General features: G+C 68.0%; 14 protein-coding genes. 5 read left to right on the top strand and 9 right to left on the bottom strand.

All coding sequences use genetic code 11. The features are described from left to right. Window positions 1–112: 112 nt before the first annotated feature. From ACIP98_RS38575 to ACIP98_RS38550, 6 genes are all read right to left on the bottom strand, one after another. Window positions 113–1075, bottom strand: a complete 963-nt coding sequence (locus ACIP98_RS38575) for a TniB family NTP-binding protein (protein WP_401981083.1) — start codon at window positions 1073–1075, stop codon at window positions 113–115. 110 nt (window positions 1076–1185) lie between these two features. Beyond that, window positions 1186–1920, bottom strand: coding sequence for a Mu transposase C-terminal domain-containing protein (locus ACIP98_RS38570; RefSeq protein WP_401981067.1), 735 nt, complete (start codon window positions 1918–1920; stop codon window positions 1186–1188). Continuing rightward, a complete protein-coding gene (locus ACIP98_RS38565; RefSeq protein ID WP_401981065.1) occupies window positions 1875–3230 on the bottom strand; it encodes a hypothetical protein in 1356 nt (451 codons plus the stop codon). Before ACIP98_RS38565 ends, ACIP98_RS38570 begins: the two co-directional genes overlap by 46 nt. Before the next feature lie 59 nt (window positions 3231–3289). Beyond that, window positions 3290–4054 carry a TnsA-like heteromeric transposase endonuclease subunit gene (locus ACIP98_RS38560; protein ID WP_401981064.1) on the bottom strand — a complete coding sequence of 255 codons (765 nt, stop codon included), beginning with the start codon at window positions 4052–4054 and terminating at the stop codon, window positions 3290–3292. Window positions 4055–4208: 154 nt separating this feature from the next. Then, window positions 4209–5612 (bottom strand): DNA-binding protein, encoded by a 1404-nt coding sequence (locus ACIP98_RS38555; protein ID WP_401981062.1) that lies wholly within the window; start codon window positions 5610–5612, stop codon window positions 4209–4211. A 309-nt stretch (window positions 5613–5921) separates the two neighbouring features. Next, complete coding sequence (locus ACIP98_RS38550) at window positions 5922–6584, bottom strand: hypothetical protein (protein ID WP_401981061.1); 663 nt, start codon at window positions 6582–6584, stop codon at window positions 5922–5924. 985 nt (window positions 6585–7569) lie between these two features. On the opposite strand from ACIP98_RS38550, the gene ACIP98_RS38545 reads away from it, so the two are divergent. The 3 genes from ACIP98_RS38545 to ACIP98_RS38535 all read left to right on the top strand — a co-directional run bounded on the left by ACIP98_RS38545 (window position 7570) and on the right by ACIP98_RS38535 (window position 11089). Continuing rightward, window positions 7570–9216: a hypothetical protein gene (locus ACIP98_RS38545; protein ID WP_401981059.1), complete on the top strand. Its 1647-nt coding sequence runs from the start codon at window positions 7570–7572 to the stop codon at window positions 9214–9216. After that, window positions 9216–9614 carry a hypothetical protein gene (locus ACIP98_RS38540; protein WP_401981057.1) on the top strand — a complete coding sequence of 133 codons (399 nt, stop codon included), beginning with the start codon at window positions 9216–9218 and terminating at the stop codon, window positions 9612–9614. The genes ACIP98_RS38545 and ACIP98_RS38540 overlap by 1 nt, the downstream gene beginning before the upstream one ends. 413 nt (window positions 9615–10027) lie before the next feature. Beyond that, complete coding sequence (locus tag ACIP98_RS38535; RefSeq protein WP_401981055.1) at window positions 10028–11089, top strand: PIN domain-containing protein; 1062 nt, start codon at window positions 10028–10030, stop codon at window positions 11087–11089. Between the two features lie 119 nt (window positions 11090–11208). Here ACIP98_RS38535 and ACIP98_RS38530 read toward each other — a convergent pair whose 3' ends face one another. Further along, window positions 11209–12711, bottom strand: a complete 1503-nt coding sequence (locus tag ACIP98_RS38530) for a 5'-methylthioadenosine/S-adenosylhomocysteine nucleosidase (protein ID WP_401981054.1) — start codon at window positions 12709–12711, stop codon at window positions 11209–11211. Between the two features lie 229 nt (window positions 12712–12940). On the opposite strand from ACIP98_RS38530, the gene ACIP98_RS38525 reads away from it, so the two are divergent. Together ACIP98_RS38525 and ACIP98_RS38520 are read left to right on the top strand one after the other, a co-directional pair. After that, entirely contained in the window at window positions 12941–13480 is a 540-nt protein-coding gene (locus tag ACIP98_RS38525; RefSeq protein ID WP_401981051.1) for a hypothetical protein, read from the top strand. A gap of 820 nt (window positions 13481–14300) precedes the next feature. Continuing rightward, window positions 14301–18884, top strand: a complete 4584-nt coding sequence (locus ACIP98_RS38520; RefSeq protein WP_401981049.1) for a hypothetical protein — start codon at window positions 14301–14303, stop codon at window positions 18882–18884. Between the two features lie 1312 nt (window positions 18885–20196). Here ACIP98_RS38520 and ACIP98_RS38515 read toward each other — a convergent pair. Both ACIP98_RS38515 and ACIP98_RS38510 read right to left on the bottom strand, forming a co-directional pair. Further along, window positions 20197–21435 carry a hypothetical protein gene (locus tag ACIP98_RS38515; protein WP_401981046.1) on the bottom strand — a complete coding sequence of 413 codons (1239 nt, stop codon included), beginning with the start codon at window positions 21433–21435 and terminating at the stop codon, window positions 20197–20199. Window positions 21436–21606: 171 nt separating this feature from the next. After that, on the bottom strand, window positions 21607–23015 hold a 1409-nt coding region (locus ACIP98_RS38510; RefSeq protein ID WP_401981039.1), incomplete at its 5' end, for a Helicase associated domain protein.

Raw genomic sequence — 23015 nt, 5'->3', positions numbered from 1 at the left:
AGACCCATGGTGTCGAGCATACGAGCCCCCACCGACACTCCCTTCACGGAACGCGCATTTCCTCTCAGGGCACGCCACGGGGCAGGGCTGTTTGTGTTGGCGGCTGATGGGGCTATTTGCGCTGGTGGTGGTGGGTTTCGGCGAGGTGGTCGAGGCGGATGGTTTCGAGTGTGGCCTTGGTGATTTTTTCGGTGCCGTCGTGGATGGCGGTGATGGCTGCTTGGCGGATGAGTCTGGTGAGGCTGCCGATACGGCCGGCGGTGCGTTGGTGGAGGTAGGGGGTGTGGCGGGGGAGGGTGCCGGGTTTGTGTTGTTGTAGGTCGAGGTTGTTTTCGATGTCGGTGATGACGTCGGTGAAGGGGTGGCGGGTGCCGTGGCGGGCGGGGAGGGGGCCGCAGTTGATGAGGGTGGCGCGTCCGGCGAGTTGGGCGCCTCTCACGCCGGTGAATAGGGGTGTGTCGGTGACGTTGATGCCGGCGTAGACGAAGGTGGCGGGAAGGCGTTCGGTGAGGTCTTTGAGGAGGTCGGCTGTTTGGGCGCCGGTGGTGGTGCGGGGGTTGAGGCGGTGGATTTCGTCGATGAGGACGAGTTGGATGCCGGCGGTGATGTAGGTGTGGCAGACGGCGTCGGTGATCTGGGTTTGGGTCATGCGGGTGGTGACGGGGATGCCGAGGTAGCGGGCGAATTCGGTGATGAGGGTTTTCGCGGTGGCGCTGGGCGGGACGAGGACGTACGCGACGGGTACCGAGGTGTGGGCTGATGCGGGCGGGGCGGGGGTTTTGCGGGTGTGCGCGAGGTGGCAGGCGCGGCCGACGTGGAGGAGGGCGGTGGTTTTACCGGCTGCGGCGGGTCCGGTGACGATCAGGGAGGGGCGTGCGGTGGCCTGTTGGTGGCGGCCGAGGATCATCAGGGTGCGGGTCTGGGTGGCGAGTTCGGTGATGGCGGGGGTGCGGATGGTGACGAACGCGGAGTGGTAGGCGAGGCGTTCTTCGGTACTGCGGGGTGGCTGGCCGGGCTGGGGCGGGGCGGGCGGGTCGGTGGTGGCAAAGTGGTGCCAGCCCTGCCAGGTGGTCAGGGGCCAGGACGCCTCGGCCGGACCGTGGCCCGCGCCGGGCATCGTGCCGCCAGGTGCGCTGCCCGGGCGGTTCGGGCACGGGTTGGGCGTGGTGGGGCGTGGGTGGGTGTTCACCACTTGTCGGCTTCCTCGTGGGCGTCGTAGAGGCCGAATCCGGTGGCCGCGGCGGGGCCTGGATCGGTGTCGGGAAGGTCGTCGAGGTCGTCGATGCTGTCGTCCGTATCCCACTGCGCCGGGTCGTCGGCGCCTTGGGCGCGTTCGTGTTCCGGGTGGCGGGCCGGGGGGATCGGGGCGGTGGGGGTGCGGGCGATGAGCGCTTGTTCGGTTTTGGTGGCGTGGCCGCTGTGGACGCGGCGCATGAGCTGGTCGAGGGCGTCGGCGAGGTCGGCTTCGTGGCGTGCGGTATCGCCGTGGTGGTTGCTGTGCAGGGTGGCGGTTCTGATGTGGTGCCAGGTGCGGTCGTTGAACGGCCGGTGGACGTGGTCGCGGTGGATCCAGCCGATCTCGGTGAGGTGGCCGTCGGGCAGGCGGACCCAGATCTGGCGGACGTCGTGGGGGTTGTAGTGGATCTCCCATTTCCCGCCCCGGCCGGCGTGGGGGGAGGGCTGGCCGCGGTAGGGGGCCAGCAGGTCGTGGTCGTAGGTGCGGTGGTGGATGCGGATGCCGACGGCGGTGATGGCCTGCCAGCGCACGGGCAGTAGCTCGAGGTAGTCGTTTCGGGTGAGGGGGACGGGGACGTAGCCGGCGACGGCGACCAGCGCGGCCCACATCTCGTTGGGTGTGAGTGCCTTCTTGGGCATCATCGGGTGGCGCAGGCCCCCGTGGGGGCGGTGGTGGTAATGCACCAGCCATTCGTCGAGGAGGTCCTGCAGGTGCGGGACGCTGTAGCAGGCCTCGAGTGCGGTGTCGGGGCCGCGGCGGGTGACGTCGGATCCGGTGTAGCCGGGCAGGTGCTGGCAGAACAGCGCGTTGATGGTGCCGAACGCGCGCTCGACGATGCCTTTGGCGGTAGGGGCGTGGGGCGGGGCGGGCTGGACGCTGATGCCGAGGGTCTCGCAGGCGGCGGTGAAGGCCCGGGAGATGAAGACCTTGCCCGGTCGATGACGATCGTCTCGGGCAGGACGACCGGCCGGGCCGCCGCGCCGGCCAGGCGCTCGTCCAGCGTGACCAGCTGCTGGTGGGGCAGTGTGCGGGCGTGGTCCATGCGCAGGATGTTCGGCCAGGTGGGGCGGGCGGGGTGCGGGACGGCCATCTCCGCCAGGAGCAGGGCCGCGTCGACGGCTTTGGTCGCGCTGGGGCACAGGACGGCGGCGAGGATGGCGCGGGTGGCGACGTCGACGGCGATGGTGAGTTCGGGCCGGGCCAGGGTGCCGTCGTCGAAGAGGGCCAGGACGTCCAGGCGGGTGGTGTCGACCTGGACCTGCTCGCCGGGCCGCAGCGCCATCGTGGGGGTGAAGGCGCGCCCGTCGAAGCTGGCGGGGGTGGGCCGGACGGGCCCGGCGGGCAGTTCGCCGGGGCGGGCGAGAGCGGCCACGAGCCGGTACAGCGTGGCCTGCGACGGCGCCGGCACCGAGCCGGGGCCGTGCCGGTCGGTGAGGATCTGGTTGATCAGCGGGAACAGGCCGTTGATGGTGCCCTTGGAGCGGCCTCGCCGGCGGCGCAGCGCCTCGCGGACGGCGGCGACGACGCGTTCGTCGGCCCGCCCGGTGGCGGTGGAGGCACGGGTGGTGCGGTGGTCGAGGAGCCCCCACAGGCCCTGCTTGCGGTAGTCGAGCCGCATGCGCTGCACCGTGGTGCGCGAGACCCGGCCGAAGCCGAGCGCGGTCAGCTCCTCGGCTTTGGCCTGCTCCCGCTGGGCCAGCGTGTGCTGCTCGGGGTCGTACTGCGGCCGTACGGTTCCATGGCTGCCGGGGCCGCCGGGCAGGCCGCATTCGACTTCGCGCACGTGCCGCTGCCAGGCCAGTGCCTTTTCGCGGGCCGCGGCGGGTGCGGACTCGAATAGCCCCCACTGCGGGGCCGCCTGGGGAACGTCGGCCCCGATGACGGTGAAGCCGGGGTCGGCGAACAGGTGCCCGGCGAGCACGGCCTGCCCGCCGCTGTCCGGGCCGATGAGGTGGATACTCTGTCCCGACAGGGCGACCACCTGCCACTTCACGCCGCGGAAGCACACATGGGCACCGACTTTCACAGCCGGCCGGGCATTACGCCGCGCGGTCACCCGGCGACATCCTTCGTGCTCGGGTCGGGCCAGGCTTGCGGGCCGACCATGGCGCGTTCGTGCAGTGGCCTCTGCAGGCTTGTCGTCAGCTGTCCGTGCCACAGGGCGTGGAAGACGGCGGGCAGGACCTCGATCGGGTCACCGGCCGCTTCGGCACCTTCGAGCAGCGGCCGGGGCCGCGCGAACACCTCGAGGACCGCGGGGATCAGGCCAGGGCGGCCGGCGTTGCGGGGGTGGCGGTAGCCGGCCAGCCATTTCAGGTTGGCGGCCAGCATCTCCTCCAGAGGCGTAAGCCGCTGATAGGTCCAGCCGATGTCCGCGCACGCTTCCTCCACTGCCTGTGCGGCGGCCAGGGCGCGTTCGCCGCCGGCGTCGGGGTGGCTGGGGCAGTCGGCGAGCAGCGCGGTGCCGTCGGTGTAGCGGGCGAAGAGCTGCGGCACCCAGGAGCGGACCTGTCCGCCAGCGGTGCGCCACAGCAGCCGCACCGGCCGCCCCGCCAGACCTGTCACGTCCGGGTCGCGGTCCAGGACCATCAGCTGGGTGCGCATCGCGTTCGATCCGGCCGCCACGTGCCGTCCGGTCGTGGCCGACCACCACAGCCCCGGTCCCCACCGCCGCCCCGGCACGACCGGGAACGCGGAGACAGGCGGCAGATCCTCGAAGGCCACCACCAAAGCGGCGTCCGCCCACCGCTGCTGGACCGTGCGCCCGACAGGGTCGAGGAAGACCGCCTCGAACCCCGCGGCGCGATCCACCGTCACCCGTTTCGCCCGGCCCCCAGGCCGGGCTGCACCCGCGTTGATCACCTGCTCCAGCCAAGCCGTAACCGCGCGCACCCACCGCGGTTTCGAGGATTCCCGCCACGAACGGGTACCACCTGCGCTAACCGGTTGACTGCCGCTCCGGGACGGTCTGTCAGCCGTCGTCTTCCTGACTGGCCGCCAGCATGTCCCTCAAAGCGCCGGCAGGCATCCCCGCCCACTGGGCGACCTCTTCCAGCGGAATCCCGGAGTTCGCCGCGGCCAGGGCGGTTCGCCGCCAGGCATGGTCGAGCAGGGCGGCACTGTGACCCAGCCCGCGCAACAGCCGCCGGGCGACATCGGCCGCCGGCCCGGTCTGCACCCCGCGCAGCTGCAGCAGCTGCTCCTCGGCGCTCGCGATGGTGCTGGTGATCAGCGCCCGCTCCTCGGCGGGCACCGCCGCGCGCCACATCCTCCCTGAGCCGGGCGCCTTCTCCTCCTTGCCCAGCACCCGCAGCTGACCGGCCATCGTGACGCTCTGGTGCTCCTGGCGCAGCCACCACGGGTCGTTGCCGTATCCGGGCGGCCCGCCCGCACCGCGGCGCAGACGGATCACCGCGCCCATCCAGGACGTCAGCGGCCCGCCGAAGTCGGTCGCGGCCAGCGGCCCCAGCCACGGCCGACCCACCCGCTCCCCGAGCCGGCGGCAGAACGCCCCGTCCGCGGGCAGCGGCCGCTCACCCCCACTGTCGACCCACGCGAGCTGGGCCATGGCCGGGTCCAGCAGCGCGTCGGCTACAGCCACCACCTCGGGGAAGACGACCGCGTCCCGCCCCACGATCCGCCACCACTCCAAGTCGCCCCCGGCGCCGCCGCCCGCGACCAGGTGCAGCCGCCACGGCCAGACCTCCTCCAGATCCCAGTGCAAGGCCTGCTCCCACCACCGGGCCACCACCGCATGCGCCAGCGCGAACACCCTCCCCGGCTCCACCCCGGCCCCAACCGCACGCCGCGCCACCCCGCCCCACCGCCGCCGCGCCGCGACCACCTCCGGCAGCTCCCGCAGATCCAGGAACTCCAGCCCCTCCCTACCACCGGCCGACAGGTCCGCATCGGCGTCCAGGAGCCACCGACCGTGCCGGGCACACACCCGTTCCCACCGCGGCGCGTACCGCACCACCCGCACCCCCGCCGTCCCGGTACGCCGCGCCGCACACAGACCGCACCCCAACGCCACCGGCCCTGCCACCGCGCCCCCGACACGCCACAGCGCCCGCCCCGAACCCGCTCCCGGCCCAGCTTCCGATGCGGCGAGTTTGGGATCTTCCCACCCGAAAGCCAGCAGCGCCCGCGCCAGGACCTCCTCGCCGACCCCGCACAGCTCCGCCAGCACCCGCCGCCCAACCGGGTCCAGGAGTACCTCCGCGTCCGCCCGCAGCCCGCGGCCCTCGTGCCGGGGACGGTGGTTGCCCCACTGCCAACACCCCAGGAGCGCGCCCGCGTCCAGCCCGTAGCGGGCAGCGACCCGGCCGATCAGCGACCACGTCGTCTCCCCGGCCAACGGAGCGACCCGGAACACGCCGTGTCGTCCGGCCGGCCTGCTGGTATGTCGAGCGTCGGCGGGAGTGCCGCTTTGCCCGTATGGGGAAGGCTGGCGGGGGAGCGCGACGGCGTCGGCGATGTCGGTCACCTGACCAGTGAAGCGGCCCGGGCCGGCGGGTATCGGCGAAACCACGCATCGTCGCTCGTCCCCTTACATGCCGCCCTGTCGTACGCGTGAGCGGTGAGCGTGGTCGTGACACCTGGGAATGTGTAGCTGGTTAGGCGGGGGACAGGACCGTTGGCAGCGGGACGCGGATGCGGTAACGGCGTGTCTTGGGCGGCGGCGTCAGCGTTTGGCTGTGACGGCTGCCCGTGCGGTTGCGGCGTGGTGTTGTGCTCTGGTGCGGGCGAGGTGAGCCCGGTCGGAGACCGTACTGCCGAACGTGGTCCAGCCGTACAACGCTGCCAGCACTCCGGCGCTGACCGCGGCGACGGTGGCGATCCGTGCTGTCCCGCTGGAGATGGCGGCGGGCACTGACGCGATACGCCGCCACCGGGTGGCGTCGCGTATTGCTGTTTGTGCTGCTCGTTCCGACCAGAGTTCGAAGACCTGGGCGACTCTGGCGAGCAGGGATGCCAGGCACGCGAGAGCCACTGCGGTGCTCAGCAGGCCGACGCCGATGCGTGCGGCAACCCCTGGTGGCGGCTCGCCTTCCGAGAAGGGCTCGCCGAGGAGGCAGAACCAGACGGCCAAGGCGGCGCTGCCGGCGATCCAGCACGCCATGAAGATGAGCGAGAAGACCGCCTCGTAGTCATCGTCATCATCGGCCTGCTCATGGTCCTCATGGGTTCTCTGCCCCTGGCCGGGGGTGTTTTGGGCGTTGCGCCTATGGGTGCCGTGGTTGATAAAGAAGTTCCATATTCCGCCGTGGACGTCCCGGCCGACGAAGGTTCCGGGGCCGTGGTTGTGCTGTTCGCGCCGGGCATGGGCGTTGTGGCCGTCGGACATTGGAGGGCCCGTTGTGGTTCGTGGTGATGCTGCCGTGGACGTCTCCGCCGATGAATGTTCCCGGACCGGTGTTGTGCTGATGCCAGGTCTGTGTGGCGTTGATGCGTGGCGGCGCTGTGAGGCTGGTGGCGTCCAGGACGGCTTCGGGATGGGCGGCGAGGTACGAGGCGATCCGCATGGCCCACAGGCGGGTGATCTGTTCGACGGGCGTGCCGTCGGCCAGGCTTGCCGTGTCGCTGTCGACAGCGTCGAGGGCTTCGGACTGCTCGGCGGCGGTGCCCCGGCGGAACAGCGTTGCCACGCGGTCGCGGATGGCCAGGGCGCCGCTGGTGGCCGTGGCGGCGGCGATGGTTCCGGCGGCACCTGTTGCGATGGCCATCACTTCGGTCTCGGACACGCGGCAATTCCCCCTGGGCTTCTTGGTCTTGGTGCGGTGCCTGAGGCAGAACCTACCGCCCGCATACGACATTCACGGGCATATTGATGAGCAAGCGGCGCTGCCCTGCATCTTCGTGCTGGGACAGCCAGAGGCGACGGCTGCACTACCGGCTCACTCACCCGGACAGTTTCTTCCGATCCACGGCTGACGAGGAGACCGGTAGCCGGAGGGGGAGTGGCACCCCGTGTCGGCACGGGTCGTGCGCGCGTTCGGCCCGGTGTTGGAGCGGGGTGGCGGTGCGTGCTCCTCGTCGTGCGCGCATCGGCGTGAAGAGGAGCGCTGTGAGCCGGAAGGTGGGGCCCGTTTCAACAAGCCCAGCCGATTGCCCTGATTGACCTGTTTGTGGTCTGGTGGTGGAGGCTGATCGCCGTCAGGATGCCCGCCTCACGTGTGAAGCCGGGGGGCGGAATGGGGATTGTGTGGGGTGCGCGGGTTGGGGAGAGAACGCGTACGGGGGAGTGGCCGGCGGTGCCCGTCCAGACGCCGGTCCCGGCCCCGGTCTCGGGTACCGGCCGTCCGGCGGAGGTCGACCCCACGTCCTGTGAGGTGACCAGGCTGCTGTGCCAGGCGGTCTATGTGCGTCCTGACCGGGTGGGGGACCTGAGAGCGTGGTGGCGCAAGACGCGTGGGAAGGGCGGTGCTCCAGGCAAGCTGCGCCGCAGTACCCGCAGGCCTGTCTATCTCGAGGGCAGCGACGACTGTCCCCCGCTGGGCGAGCCGATGGGGCAGTGGGTGATCGACCACGTGCTGCACGGGCCACCGATGGCTGTGCCGTCGTACGGTTTCGACCTGGTCCCGGTAGGCGCGCACAGCCTTCGTGCACGACGGCGCCGGTGGACTCGACAGGCGTGCGTCCTGCTGGCGGTCGCCTGGGTCTCCTATCTGGCGTCGTGGGCTGCGGCGGTCTGGGCGGCCGCCCTCATCGCAGCCCTGCTGATGCGATGGTCGGCGTCTCGGGCGGCCCGGAAGAAGGACGAAGGCAAGCGCCCGTCGAGGTTGGCTCGTTCACCGCGCCTGGCCTACACCGCCCTCGGCGTGCCCTGGCTGCTCGCGCTCCTGCCATCGGGCCCTCTCTCTGGTGATGGTCTGCCGGCGCTGCGGCTCCGACTGGTCTTGTTGCCCTTTGTGGCGCTGCTCGCGGCCGCCGTGGTCTTTGCCGGCGACCGGCTTGCCGCCCGGACGGCACTGGCCGCACTGGTGCGCGACGGCGTCTCGGCCGATCGCCTCCCGTGGACCGGTCCCAGGGCCGGGCGGCGACTGTCGGATATCGGCCGGCACCAGACCTGGCAAGCACTGCCCTACGACACCGCGGAGCACTTCATCGGCGCCGGCCGCGACGCCTGGTGGCCCGCGCACATCAACATCCGCCTCAAGCCCAAGGACCCCGAGAACTCGGTCAGGCACTTCGGAGAGATGGAACTCCTTGACCGGGTGGGCACTGCACTGGACGAACTCGGCCGCGGCGCACGGGAGATCACCCAGCCGCTGCCCGGCTTCTCCATGGAACGCGTCGTCGGCCTTCCCGCGGACATGTGGCTCCATCGCACCCGCCAAGCGAAACGGGAACTGCCCGACCTACGCGGGCTGGGAAGAAAATCGCCCTCCAGCGTCCCGGACCGGCTGTACCTGAGGGCACAGTGCATCACCTGGGACGGCCAAGTCGTGGTCAGCGTGTTCGTGCACGCCGCCCTCGAGGCCGGCGAGCTCCGCCTGACCGTCCGGCCGCACGTGATGACGCCCCTCTACAACGAACTACGAGTGACCGCAGCACCCGCGAACAAACGCCGGATGCGACTGGCCGGATGGCTCGCGACCCAGTCACTGCTGGATGCCGCCGCCGGACCCACAGCCCTGTGGCAGCGCACGGCGCGGACCGGCAAGCCCAGCGAAGGCCGCGCCGAGGAGAAGGACCCCGTCAGCCTCCGCGACCGCTACTCCACCGAGGAAGTCACCGACATGCACCAAAGCGACGACGCCAAACGGCATGTCGTACTGATGCAGTCCTGCGTCTTCCGAGCCGTTGCCGACTACCTCAGGCAGCAGGGCGTCGACACGACCGCGTATGAGCAGCAGGTCGCCGTCGTGATCAACAACATCCTCGTCTACGGCGACAACAACGCCCCCATCCAGAACGTCGCGGGCACCGGCATCAGCGGCGTCGGCCAGGACCAGACAAACCACGGAGGCCAATAATGACCATAGGCAGGCGTCACCCCGAACCGGCACCAGGCAGCGGCTCAGGCGTCAGCATCGGCGGCAACAACACCGCGCCCATCCAAAACGTCACCGGCGACCACATCTCCCACATCCGCCAGTCCGCATCCACCCAGAGCACCACCGACATCGAAACCGTCCGCAGCCTGCTCGCCAGCTTCCGCTCAGATGTAGAACGACACGCTGCGACCCTGCCCCACGCCGAAGCGCTCCGCGCGATGGCCGACACCGTGGATTCCTCGCTTGCCACCCCTTCAGTGCAGCAGCCCACCGTACTGCGTCAGATCGCGCAGACCCTCCCCGCGCTGGTCGTCGGAACCGTAGTCCAGCAAGGTGGCGAGGCGCTTGCTCAGGCCGTCGGCGCCCTGTTGAGCTGAGATGGATTCATCCCGATCGGCGGGTGTAGACCAGCAGGCGACGTAGTATGTTCGAATGTCAGGCTGGTACCGGGAGAGTGGTTGTCTGTGCTGCCCGAATTCAGACGCGGCAGAAGCGGCTCCTTCGGCACGATCCGTTATTCGGATTGCGACATGTACCGCCTCACGGCGTGCTCTAACACGGTGCGGAATGACCGATTTTGCGGGGCCGTTTCCGTCACCGTGATCGGCTTCCGGCTCCTCGGCCACTGGCAGTAGATGATTGTAGGCAGGCCCGAGGAACCAGGAGCGTGTGCCGAGGTGCCCCCTGAACGAGGCGTCGTCGAACGGCGTGTCGGCGGATCAGCTGCGAGGTCGGTGCCGCGCGCACGAAATGCTGCGCGGATGTCAGTGGTGGTGGTGACACTAGATCCATGACCTTTGACCGTGCCGATTCGGTGCCGCCGCTGTTGGTCCCATCCGGATCGGCGATCCACCCGATGGTGCTGGACCGGCCGATGCTGTTGCCTGTCCTCGATGCCAATGCGCTGCTGGTTGAGGCTTGCTCGGTGGCCAAGCGAGGTGGCCAGCAGAACAGAATTTCCGCGTTGGCCGTCACTCGCCGTGCGGCCCCTTATGTTGCCGCGCACGTGCTTGGCGAGGTCGACGAACACCTTCCTCGCATGGCCGACTTCTTTCAGGTGCCGGAAACTCGAGCACGCCAGGTCCTCGCCCAGCAGATCCTGCCCTCCATCCGCGTGGTTGACCTGGAGATCCGCGACCACCTCTCCCCGCAGACCCGGCACATCCTGCACGTCGATCCGGAAATGCCGCTGAAGTACCGTGGTGACCCGGACGACGCACCCACGATGGCGCTCGCAGAGTTCCTGGCTCCCTGCGTCATCATCACCCAGGACAGCGTCTTCTCCCGCTTCGGGTTCGCCATCATCGAATGGATCCCCGTCACCCAAAACCTGTTGCGCCTCGCCGGCCTGGAGGCCACCGCCGCGAACGCACTGTTCGTCATCGACCTGGCACTACGGGCGTCCGGCGCAGGCGCGCACCGCTTGGCCGTCCTTGCCACCCGTTACCCCGTGCCTGCCTTGGCCGCGGCGGCTGGGCTGCTCTGGTGGTGCTACCGCAACGGCTCTCTGGGCCGCGATACCTGGCAGCGGCGCGTGTCCAGGGCAGGGGACGCTGGTAAGGATCTGTTGGAACTGGTCAGCGCCGCGAAGGCCGAGCACCAGACCCTCACCGACTCGCTTCTGGTGGTGGAGTCCCCAGCCTTCCCCACTACCGAGCAGTTGGCTGCCCGGCACCTCGCTCGCTGCGGTCGACCTCTGACTCCAGGCGAATTGCGCGACGCGCTTGCCGTACGAGGCCACGCAGTTTCAGCTGCGCAGTTGAAGCGGGACATGGTCGTCCACCGCGCCTTCGTTCGTGCCCCCGGCGATCTGTGGACCCTGGGCCGCCCGGCGCAAGGACAAGCGAGATGACTACGGAGCAATGCGTCAGGCGCCGACCCTGTCCTGCTGGCCCCGCTCGACGCATTCGTGTTGGTGCCCCCGTGGGTCTCGCCTGTCCCTGAGCCGTGTCCCGCTTAGGCTCAACTGGCTCAGTAACCTCGTCGTGGCGCCCGGAAGTTGGTGAGCAGACGAGCAGCGAGTTCCTCGGCGATGTCGTCTCGGTTTGCAGCCAGGTCTGTCATGGTGACGGTTTCGTCTGGATGCACCCGTAGATGGTCGCCCTTCATCCAGGGTTGGACACTATTACGTGGCATGCGGCTGACCTTGTCTTCGCTCACCATTGTGGCGGGATCGATGCCGATCCCCAGAGCGATGTCCCCTGGGTCGGGTACAGGAAACTGGGCAAGTAGAGTCAGCATGCCGGAGATTTGCCGGGGCAGCTCGTCCGGGTCCAGGACCCCGCCCATGCTGTCGTGCGGGAGTGGCTGCCAGGCAGAGCGTTGTCCCGTGCGCCAGACCGTGAGTCCGGAGGAGGACTGATGGGTTCCCGATGCGATTGCCATGGCGTGCTGACCGTCAGCAGTCGATGTGATGTGTTCGGCAAGGCTGAAGAACTTGTTTTCTCGACCGATTCGGATGAGTTGCTCGTGGAGCTGCGCCAGCTTCCGGACTTCGATTCGGTTGGTCGACGGAACCGGAACGAGGTGAAGTTCCAGAGCGGATGGGCCGCCTCTGAAGGATGAACCGGCTTGTCGGCGCCAGTTCACTTCGACTGCCTCGGCCAACGGTTTCCACTTCAGATCCCGCTCTTGAGTGTCGGTGTGCTCTCGGTTGGTCCAGGGAATGTCGGCGGTCGCGCCGACGGGCAGACGCCCCGAGGAGCTAACTGTGGTGGGAGGAGTCAGTGCTGTGATTACCGCGATGGCTGCCGCGGCAGCGTGGGCAGCCGCCGCGGGCTGGCTTCCGTTGGCGTCAGCTGCGTGTTTGTTGCCGTCTGCCTTGTCACTGATACCGCGGATCGTGAGGACCGGCAGCTGTCCAGCAAGGTGGGCGGCTCGTGCGAAGCCGGCGCTCTCCATCTCGATTGCCACAGCGTCGTTGTAATTCTGACGGAGTTGCAGCGACAAGGGGCTATCCCGAGCGTTCAGTACGACGTCGCCGGCAGCGACGGGCTTGAAGTGGACACGGGGCGTTGGTTGAGGACGTCGGCCCCGGATGTGCACGATCCAGTCGTCGGAGCGTAGGGCCTGGCGTGCAGCCTGTTCAAGCCAGTGGGAGGATTCCCAGACACTTGGGCGGGCATAGAACCCGCTCGTATCTACCTTTCCGCCCTGATAGGCGTAAATCTTGGTCGCGGCCACGACATCACCGATGTTGATGTCATCCTTAAGGCTTCCTGCGACGCCAATGAATAGCAACGCGGCTGGCTTCAGCCAGGAGCTGATTCGCTCGGTGAGAACACCAGCGCCGGTGTTGCCCTCCCCGAGTTCAGCGAGTGCGACCCGCCAGGGAGTTCCTGGCAGAGAGCCTTCGTCGACCCGGGTTCCCGTCTCATGTACATGAGTTTCCAGATTGGTCAGATGGGCGAGTACCGCCTGATACTCCAGTGGGAGTGCTGTCAGAACGACTAGGCGGTGGCTGGGGTGGATCACAGGCTCGGTTCCTTGTCGTACCGGTGGAGATAGAGCTTGGCTATCGGCTCATGGCTGCGTACTTATGTCTCCTGCCGAGCCTATCGCCGTGCACCGACACCCCGGTCCAAGCGGCTAGCTGGCAGGTTCTCCGTCCATCTGGGAGGTAGACAGCCCTTCCAACCCCCTTGGGTAGTCCGGCAAGATTGGCGATCGGCGCCCTTCACTCTGAGCAACCGGGGGAACAGACATGACAGCGATCGGGGATGTCACCGTAGGCAGGCTGCTCCTGGCTGAGTACGACAGGGTGAAGGAGGAACAGAAGACGCGCATAGGCTTCCGAGACAATCTGCTCTACGTCACTCTCGCTGCGATGGTGACAGTGCTGATTGGCACGGCTCAGACGCGCCATGTAGTACTGCTGCTGGTACTTCCCGCCACCACCGCTGTACTCGGATGGACGTACCTGGCGAACGATCAGAAGATCAGTGCAATTGGCCACTACGTCCGCACCGACCTCGGACCCCGGCTGAGTGCACTCGCAGGGGAGCAAGAGAGCCTCTTCGGGTGGGAGGCAGCGCACCGACGTGATGCACGTCGAACACAACGCAAGATCATCCAGTGTGCAGTGGACCTCGCCACCTTTGCCGGCGTCCCCGTAGGTGCCCTTGCCGCCTACTGGGCCTACGGTACGGGGACGCTCGTGCCTATGACCGTTTCGATCTTGGAGAGCGTGGCAGTCTGCGTCTTGGCTGTGCAGATAATCCTCTATGCCGAGACTCGAGCGTAGACCCCGATACTCCAGGTCTCGGGGCACGCCTGGGTTGCAGTTGCTGCGCTACCCAGCTCGTTGCCTTTGCCGTCTTGGGCGTGGGCGCCGGCCGGCCTAGGCAGGAAGTCACATCACGCTCAAGCCACCCCCAGTTCGGCGAGCGCGGCGCTGCTGCGGGTGCAGCCGGTCATCTCGGGTCTTGGTGCACGCAACCGTCCTAGCCTTTCGCCAGCGTGGGGCGTAGCAATGGAGGCGGGCGGCGAGTCGGCAGCGGCGGGGCGGCCTCCCGTGCGGGCGCGCGGGTTTCGTGCAGGTGCTGCCAGACCTGCTGGTCGTCGGCAATGACGGCGTCGAGCCCGAACGGGTCCCGGCGGGGGCATGCTGCTCGACCGGCCCGTCGCCAGTGATCGCATGGAAGCCCATGTACCTAGAGATCGTCTCCAGGCGCCGGACAGCCGCGGTGCGCAGCACAGACAGCTGGCGGTGGGTAAGGAAATGCCTTCGCGCCAGTACGGTAATTGCCGCGCCGAGCACCATCGCGATGGCGGTAATTGGGCGCGTGACGCGTCCGAGGTCCGCATCCCACCAGCACCGTGACCGTTGCGGATAGCGCCACAGTGGCCATCTGCAGCGCAAACGCCTTGCGCTTGTCCGACGCTGCGCCGGCGCCCGAAGAAGTCGAGCTGCCGGTCGACCTCCCCGCGCGGATACTGCCACCAGGCTGCCTCGGTGGGCAGGTACACGGGCAAGTACCCAGGTGGCATCAGCTGTCCGCCACGGTACGAGAGTCCGTAACAGCAGTGTCCAGAAGAACTGGACATAGTGTTACGGTGGTTGGGTGACGTCGACTGCCGACCAACTCAAGGCCCTGCTGGGCGACACGGAGTTCCGCGCGCTGCAGGCGCTGGCTGGCTCCAGCGCTCCGGTGAGCGGGCGGGCGCTGGCGCGTGCGCTGAACGTCTCGCCGACGACGGCGCTGTCCACGCTGCAGATGCTGAACAAGGCTGGGTTTGTCGTCTCCAGCCTCGATGGCCGCTCCCGGCTGTGGAGTATCGAGATGAGCAACCCGATGATGCACAACTGGCTCCACGAGGCAGATGCGGCCTCCTCGCGTGATGAGCGTGAACACCGAGTGCGGCCCCGCATGACAACGGTGATCTTCACCGCGCTACAGCTGGAGTACGAGGCGGTGGCCGCGCACCTGCCCGACCGGCGGCCCGGGCGTGTGCGCACGACCCGTTTCGAGGTGGCGGCCTTCGCAGGTGAGCGCGCGGACTGGACTGTGCACATCGCTGAGTTGGGCATAGGCAACAACCGGACCGCGATCGAGACCGCCGTGGCGATCGCGGAACTCCGTCCCGACCTGATGCTGTTCGTCGGAGTCGCCGCCTCGGTCAAGCCTGATGACCTGGTCCTCGGCGACGTCGTCGTTGCCGAGAGGGTCTATGACCTGCACGCCGGCAAGGACGCGTGGGACGAAGCCGAAGGGCCCGTCCACCTGACGCGGGCGCTGTCCTTCCCGGCCGCCGACGGGGTGATGAGCCTGGCCAAGACAGTACGCCGCAGCAACTGGCAGGCCGAGTTGCCCGTAGGCCAGGCACTCAACTCTCTCGGGACCGTTCCCCGTGTCGAGATCAAGCCCATTGCTGCGGGCTCGGTCGTCCACGCAGACCGTCGCTCAGCGTTGATGGACAAGGTACGTCGGGTTTTCAATGACGTGGCCGCGCTGGACATGGAATCGCTCGGTCTGTACGAGGCCGCCAGCAAAGCCCAGCAGCCTGCGTTGACCATTCGCGGGATCTCCGACTGCGTTCAGGACAAGACGCCCGACGCCGACCGTCAGTGGCAGCCGAAAGCCGCCCAACACGCTGCCGCCTTCGCGTTCGCTGTCTTGCGGTACGCCGAGCCGGAAGATCTGCCCAGGCCGGGCACCGCGACCGCCCCGGCCGACGACGCACCACCAACCACCGGCACGTCACCTGTTCAACTACTGCTGCGCCTGGCACCTCCAGTAGCGCTCGCCTACGAGTGGGCCGTACCGCAGGCCGGTCCACGTGCGACCGCGGTCCTCAACGACCTGGCTGAGCTGGGCAGCCAGCCCGCCACCTGGCTGAGCCGCTTCAGGCACCGGCCGCCGAAGGACTTCCGCAGCCCCGACAGCGGTCCGCTGTGGGTGCTGGTCGCCGAATTCGCTGCCGCACATGAGCACCCGGCCGCGCCCTGGTTCTTCGAGCAAGCCGCGCAACACTGCCACGACGACGACGTGCTGGCGGCCTACCTGTACTGCAAGGCCGCAGTGGCAGCTGCCCGAGGCAGCGATGAGGACACCAGCGCACGGATGCTGACCGCCGCCGAAACAGTCGCTCCTGCCGGTCACCGGCTGTGGGCGCTGTACGGGGCCGGCCTCGGCCCTGACATGGCCGCGGTAGTCCCGGCGCTGCTGGCCGTGGAGGAGCAACTCGAACTACGTTTGCCCAGGCCGGTTTTGGCCGGCCTCGGCGCCCAGTCGGAAGCGGCCGGCCCAGACGAGGCGTTTCTGGCGTTCGTGGAGGAGTTTGCCGACTGCCATCCGGCCTTTTTCGAATCCATGAGACTGACGGTCACCCTCGCCGCGGCCGTTGTCCTCCGGGAGACCCCGGGGCAGATCGGCGCCGCCCAGATCCTCTTGGAGCACGTCGCCGCCCAATTCTCGGCCTATCGCAGCAGTCCCGCCAGCGCGTCGGCGATCGCGGCACTCACCGGCCCCAGGACCTCACACGTAGAGCTGGAGCTGGCCAGGACACTGTGCGTCAAGGCAGCCGACTCCGCCGGCGGCGTCTCGGGCCTGGACCGGGATGCCGCGCTGAGCCGTGCTGAGGATCTGGCATTGCTTGCACGCGGCCGCCGGCAAGACTGGGGCGGCCCCACTGCCGACGCGCTCGTGCTCGCTGCCCAGGCGCGGGCGATGAGAGGCGACACCCACGGAGCCCTGGCCATGCTCCTGCCACCGCCTGCAGGAACCGCGGAGGCCACCGAGGCCGTGTCGGCGACGGTGATTCCCACCGCGGCGGGACTGGCGGCGCAAACAGGGAAAACCGACCTGGCGCTCGAATTGGCGAGCAAGATCGATAATCCCGTGGACCGAAGGCTGGCGACTGCCCTGGCGCTCGTCCCACGCGAAGACACCCACCCAGAAGCCGCCGCCGAATTCCGGGCAGCTTTGGCCGAGATGTCCTCCCACGGCGACAGTGGCCAAGAGCTTCGCGCTCTGCTTGGCTTGTCGATGGTTGCGACCTTGAAAGAGGACGAACTGTCCCGCCTCCAGGATCTCGATCCGGAGAGCGCCGACATGGTCCGCGCCAAAACGCTCCTGTCCGTCGGTAAAATTTCCCAAGCGCAGATCCTCGCCCGCCGCTACCCCGACTCCGACGCAGCACTGCAGATCCGTGTCGACGCGCTGCTGCATCAGGGCAAGACTACGGAAGCCGTCAGCGCCCTGGAACGCTTCTCCGCGCAGCACGCCCACGACGAGCGCCACCTCCTCCAAGCCGCGATCCTGGCACTGCGCAGCGGATCCACCCACGATGCGGAACGTCTGGCGCGCGCAGTGGCCTCCAGCACCGACCCCTCGCGCTGGCGCACCGCCCGGGAAATCCTCATTGCGGCCGCGTCACGCCGCGAGGACTGGCACACCGTCTTGGAGCAGGCCCGCCGACTCATCGACACCGCCGACATCGCCGAAGCAGACCCGAACCGGGAAGAGAGCCTGACCAAGTACCGGTGGGAGCAGGTGCACGCCCTACATCAACTTCGCAGGATGGACGACGCCTACGCGATCATCCGAGCCGAACCGCGGCTGGAACCGGTCGACCACAGCCAAGCACGACTGGTGGCCTCGGTGCTGCGCTCGATCGCGCCGACGGTCACTCCGACGGGCCCGGCCGATCCCGGCGCGATCACGCAGAAGGAGATCCTGACCGCTGTCACCGAGGTCGCGCAGGCGTTTCCCGACGATGAGGAACTGGTTGCCACCGCGGTGATGACTGGCTTCGTAATGCCCTCCGGGCAGGACACCGACTACCTTCTGCTGTCCAAGGCACGCCAACTGCAGCAGCAGTTCTTCGAGCACTTCCCTCACAGCAATCTGATCCAGCAGGTCCCCTTCGAGGAATCGGATCCGGTCCACGGTCTGCGCGAGTTCCTGCGTGCCCGCCTGGCACCGTCCTCCGACGCCGTGCACCAGATGCAGCAGGCGGCCTCCCACGGTCAGTTCCCGATCAGCGCCTGCGCCGCCGCACTCGGCCGCGGGTATGCCGACATGCTGATCCGCAACAGCATCGGCGCCTACGTGATCCGCTATCCGGACGACAGCATCTACGCCCAGGAGAACGCCGCGGCGCGCGATGCGCTGAACACTGCGGTCGTCGCGGACACCTCCGCGCTCTTCCTGGCCTCCCACGTGCTGCCATCCACAACGCAACTGTTGTCCTACTTCGAGCAACTCCTGGTCGCAGCTTCCCAACGCGACGACATTCTGCAGGCCAAGGCCTCGCTCGGCATGCGCAACTCCGGTTGGCTCGGTTGGGATGCCCGCACGCAGCAGCCGGTATTCACCGAGTACTCCCAGGACGTCATCCAGTCCTGGAGCGATCAGGCCCATGCACTGGCCGCTCTGGTCGAGTCCTGCGACATCATGCCCGACGCTCCGGCCGACCACGATGATCCCAGACACAAAGTATGGAGCGCCCCTATCCGACTCGCCCGGGAGCTCGGGGTCAGCCTGCTCGCCGACGACGCGGCCCTGCGCGCCCTGGCCCGCAGCCAGGGAGTGACCGCGTTCGGCAGCCTGCACGTGCTGGAAGCGCTGGTCGAGGACGGGATGCTGCCGGCTGACGCCGTTGAGCAGTCCTACCAGCGTCTGATGAAACTTCCCGTCGCCGAACTTCCCGTGGCCGACCGCCTGATCCAGATCGCCCGCAACGATCAGTGGAACCCCCATGGGTGCGCCGCGTTCCTCCTTACCCGCCCCTCGACCTGGCAACCCCTGGCCGACGGATGGCGCAGCTACACCTCTTTGATCAGAACACTCCCCGACAAGAACCCCGAGGCAGCCGCGAAATGGTGTCTGACCGCACTGCGGGGCTTGTGCCTGGTCGCCACGCCACCCACGGTCCCCGCGGTCGCCGGCATGATCGTCGCCTGGACGATGTTCGAACTGGCTGACGGGTCGGTTCTCCCGCTGCTCCTGGACGAAGCACAGGAGACGGTGCGGGGCTTTGCTCCGGACGCCGACCTCCTGCAGGAAGTCGTCCGACAACTGGTAATGACCATACGGCGCATCGCCCCCCCGCAGACGGTGGGCACCATCGTCGTTCCCCTGCTCGCCAGCCTGAAGGGCGAAGCGCACACGAAAGCCCTCAAGATCTTCTTCACTATGCCGTGACCTCCAGCGACGGGCTGTGCCGTGCCTGTGGTGACCACCCGCGCCTTGCTGACTGGGCGGGGGGCTATCCACAGCGGAGCCGGCTTCGGCAAGACTCTGGCCGTCAACTAATGTCCCGTCCGGCTCGCGTGACATGCCCCGGTCCGGCGCACTCGGTCAGCTGGTCGTACGTCGCCATCGAATGATCCTCTTCCGTCGGCTGCGGTCCTGTCCGTATCGAGCCGGCCTGAGGTCAAGGGCCCGGCAGCCTGGCTCCAACGAGACCTGAATCGCACCGGGGACAAGTATCCGTTGCTTGGTGCGGGATTCTAGGATGGAGACCTCAAGCGGCTGGCGGATGCCAAGGACGCTAGCTGCAACGAGTGGGCCACTCGAGACCGGTGGGGTCCTGACCACCCCGGATTGACACGGCGGCCCCATTCTTTGCCGCACAGGTCACGCGGCCCCGATCCACCGACTCCGTTGGCTGTGCTTTCGCGCTGCCACGGCGCGGTCTGCAACACCTCCGAGGTGGCCAGTTCCTGTTGCAGCGCGAAGTTCTCGCGCTGCTCGCTGTCGGGCTCGGGGAGGACCTCGCGGCGGATCCCTGGGCGTCTCGGAGACACCTCCGCAGGGCCTCTCAAGGTCTTGCGCCGGGCTCGGGCCTTCCGGCCGGCCGTCGGTTCACGGCGGCACGCCGCGGCCGGACGTTGGTCGGTGCAGCCAGACGGCGCCTGGGACGCCTCCAGAGCGTCTGCGTCGTCCCTACTCACGCGGGGGTGCCTCAATGGACCAGTTCTTCGAAATTGACGGGGAGACGTCGCCGCCCGCGCGGGGTACTTCGTTGATCTGCAAACCGGGCTGCCCCCCAACTCGTTGTCCCCGTCGGCGTGGGGGTACCTCCCAGAACGAGGCGGACATACTGAGCTCTTTCAGCCTGTCCCCGGCAGAGTGAAGCCGAATCTGCTGTTGACGGCTGCTCGGACCAACGCGAACGTCCTCAGTGGCGCTGACTGCCCCATCGCGCCTGTCACCCGATCGGTGGCCACTTTGGAAGAGCTCACTGGTTTCTGGTCAGGTGATTCGAGCAGACCGACCGCCAGGGCGCTGGCGGTGCGTGAGCCCGTGGCGGGGCTGACAGTCATGTCTGGGACACTTCATCCGCTTGTCCTGGAAGTCGCCCAGAACTTTGCCTGGACGGGCCCAGCCGGGGTTTGTTCTGTGGCTGCCGCGTCGTCGGACCCAAGTGTCATGCACGGCGTCGTGGCGCCTCGTTTTATGGGGAGGCCGACTCGCTGCACCTGGCGAGAGTTGACCCCGTTACCCATCTTCGTCAATCGGTAGGGTCTTTGTCAGCCGATTTGCCCGCTGCCGTGAGAGCCTCGTCGATGGCGTCGGTAACCTCGCTCAGCCGCTGGAAGACCCGGACCGGCCGCTTCAGGCGCTTGATGCCCTGTTTCAGAGCGTTGCCCATGGCGCGCTCGCAGACCACGAAGTCCGCGTAGCCGGCGCCGCAGGACAGGTAAATCATGTCCGTAAGATCGTTGGTGTTCCAGGTGGTGCCCTTGTTGAGGTGACGCTCGTGGAGCATCTCGCGCAGCAGACCGAGCGCGGGCGCCACGGTCAGCTCCTCGATGGCCCGCTTGGTTAGCCAGTCGGAGAAGCTCTCTGGTGCCAGGTGTGCGGCCTGGGCTTCGACCGCGATGTCCATCCGGATGTCGTTCAGGAAGAGAACGTCGATGCTCTTGCGTTTTTGCTGTGTGTCGCGGCTTTCGCTGTCCAGCCAGTCGCTGAACTTCTGGTTAGCCTCGACCCACCCGGCCACCGATCCGGGTGATACACGTTCGATGTCAAGCATGGTGTCGATTAGTGCGGTGGCTGAGGTCAATGCCGCGGTTTGGAAGGCCATGACTGGAGGCAGGTCCGCGGACGGCTGGGAGCAGGTCCAGCCGCGGGCGGCTCCGTGGATGACATCCGGGGCGAGTGTAAACACCGCCTCCACCGGTACCTCGGTGCCTGCTGCCGTATGGCGGGCGAGAGCGGCGCGCAGTTCGTCGCGGCGTACCTGTAGAGGGTCGCGCATCTGCCAGCCGCGGCTGAGTTGAAGGATCGTCAGGCCGAGCTGGTAGCGCCTGGCGGCGTCGGACCACTTGGTGGTTTCGGCGTAGTGCGCGGCCGACGCGGGCAGTATGATCTTTCGCTCCTTTACCCACTGGGCAAGGCGCTGTGCCGCCGCTTGCTCCACTGGTGTGGTGTGGCCGATGCCTGTGAGGGCGTTGGCGACGTCCCGCCACTTGTTCTGGTCCAGGTAAACAGCTAGGCGCCCGGCACGCCGGTCCGCACCGGCACAGGTGGGAAGTTCGAAGAGCACGTCGTCGCCGGTGGTCGTTGTCGCGAGGAGGGCGTCGCCAGCCAGTGGATAGGCGAATCGAGACACCACGCTGGTGTCCTCGAATGGATTGGGTGTCAGCGGGAAGCGCGCTTCCTTGCCGTCGGAACGTGAGAGAACCACCGACGTCGATGCTCGGTCGATGGTGACCAGAACAATGGACGGCTCGGGTTGCGGATTCACCCAAGCATTATGCACCGGCGACCTGACAGGTGGAGGGGGTCTGCGACGGCGTCGCGGTGATCGGGTCTGGGGCCGCTGGCACCTGCTGCCGTGGCGGTTCGGGGTGGACCGCATCTACACCTGGCAGGTTTGCATGGAGAGAGTAAAGCTCCCGCCTCATCCCCAGTAGCACTACGCCCACTCGACTCCGAGGTCGGCGAGGGCGGCCCGCTGTTCCGGGGTGAGCTTGCCCCGCCGCTGCTTGGTGTTCGAAATCCACACTCCCAGCTTGACGAGCACCGGCTCCGCCTCGTTTTCGACGGTGATCGATTCACTATGTCCTCTGGGTACGGGCCGCCCCGCGCCTTCCCGTTCGATCCATTGCGCGAGGGCCGTCAGGCCTCGCTGGAACGCCTGCTGCGCCTTGCTCGATCCCTGTGCCGTGCCCTTCGACGCCGCGCCTTCGCCCTCGCTCGGCGGGGTGGGTCGGATGCCGAGTGCGGTGAGCCGTTGCTGTTGTTCGGTGCTGAGCTGCGCCCAGTCCCGCGATTGACGGGCGATGAATGCCCCAAGATCGTCCCCGTTGAAGGTGACGCCGGGTTCGATGCCGGCCACGGAGTGGTCGGGCTCGGTTTCGGCGAGATCGCGGAGGACGGCGTAGTGGCGTTGCCAGTCCAGGGGCCAGGGGCAGTCCCAGTCGGGGTCGATGGCGGCCAGCTGCTCCGCGCGTGCCGCTGCGCGTTCGAGGTCTTTGCCGAGGCCGTCTTTGCGTCGGAGGTTGGCCAGGTGCTGCCCTACCGGTACCGGCTTGCCGTCTCCATTGTCGAGGGCTTCGCCCCACACGGCGTCCTGCCTGGGAGCCAAATGTCCGTGGGTTCGGTGGAAGGAGCGGAACGCGGCGAGTTTGGTCTCCCAGGCTTGGTCGCCGGGTTCCCAGACCATGCCCGCTTCCGGCTCGTCCAGCAGCTTCCTACGCCGCTCCTCGAACTCCCCGGCCCGCAGGGCGCGGCGTTGCTGGTTGACCCACCTGCCCAGCGGAAACCGCACCACGCCCAGGTCGACCTCGGTGTCATACGGCACGGCGTACAGGCCGGTGATGCCCTTCTCCTCGCGCCAGTGTCGGAGGGCTTGGTAGCCCTCGAGCCAGACCAGGGATTCGGGGCGGTAGACGCGCGTGCGGAGGAATGCGGCGATGGTGGCGGGATCGCGGGGGGTGGCAAAGTTCAGCAGCGCCGACTCCGCCCCCGTCTCCGTCCGACCCTCCGCAGCGCCCTGGTCCTCGCCTGCCGTGCTGCCCCCGGCGTTGATGATGCGGCCTTCGGCGTCGCGCCGGAAGTGGACTGTGCGTGGTCCGCTGGTGCGGGCGCGGTTGGCGAGCTGCTCGACGAGGTGCTCCGAGTGTGAGCGCAGGCCTTGCAGGACGGAGACCAGGGGTGCATACGAGGCGGAGGCGATCATGTCAGTGGGGTCTTCGCCGGGCTGCAGGAAGACGGGGACGATGATTCTGGCGACCTTGGTGCTGCCGTCGGGGTTGGGTCGGAGGGCGCGGCCGATGTTCTGGACGATTTCGACTTGGGAGCCGCGGGTGTCGGCGAAGCAGA

Source organism: Streptomyces sp. NPDC088354 (assembly GCF_044753585.1).
Lineage (GTDB): Bacteria > Actinomycetota > Actinomycetes > Streptomycetales > Streptomycetaceae > Actinacidiphila.
Note: the sequence above shows the minus strand (reverse complement) of the source record. Positions and strands in the feature narration are given on the sequence as shown.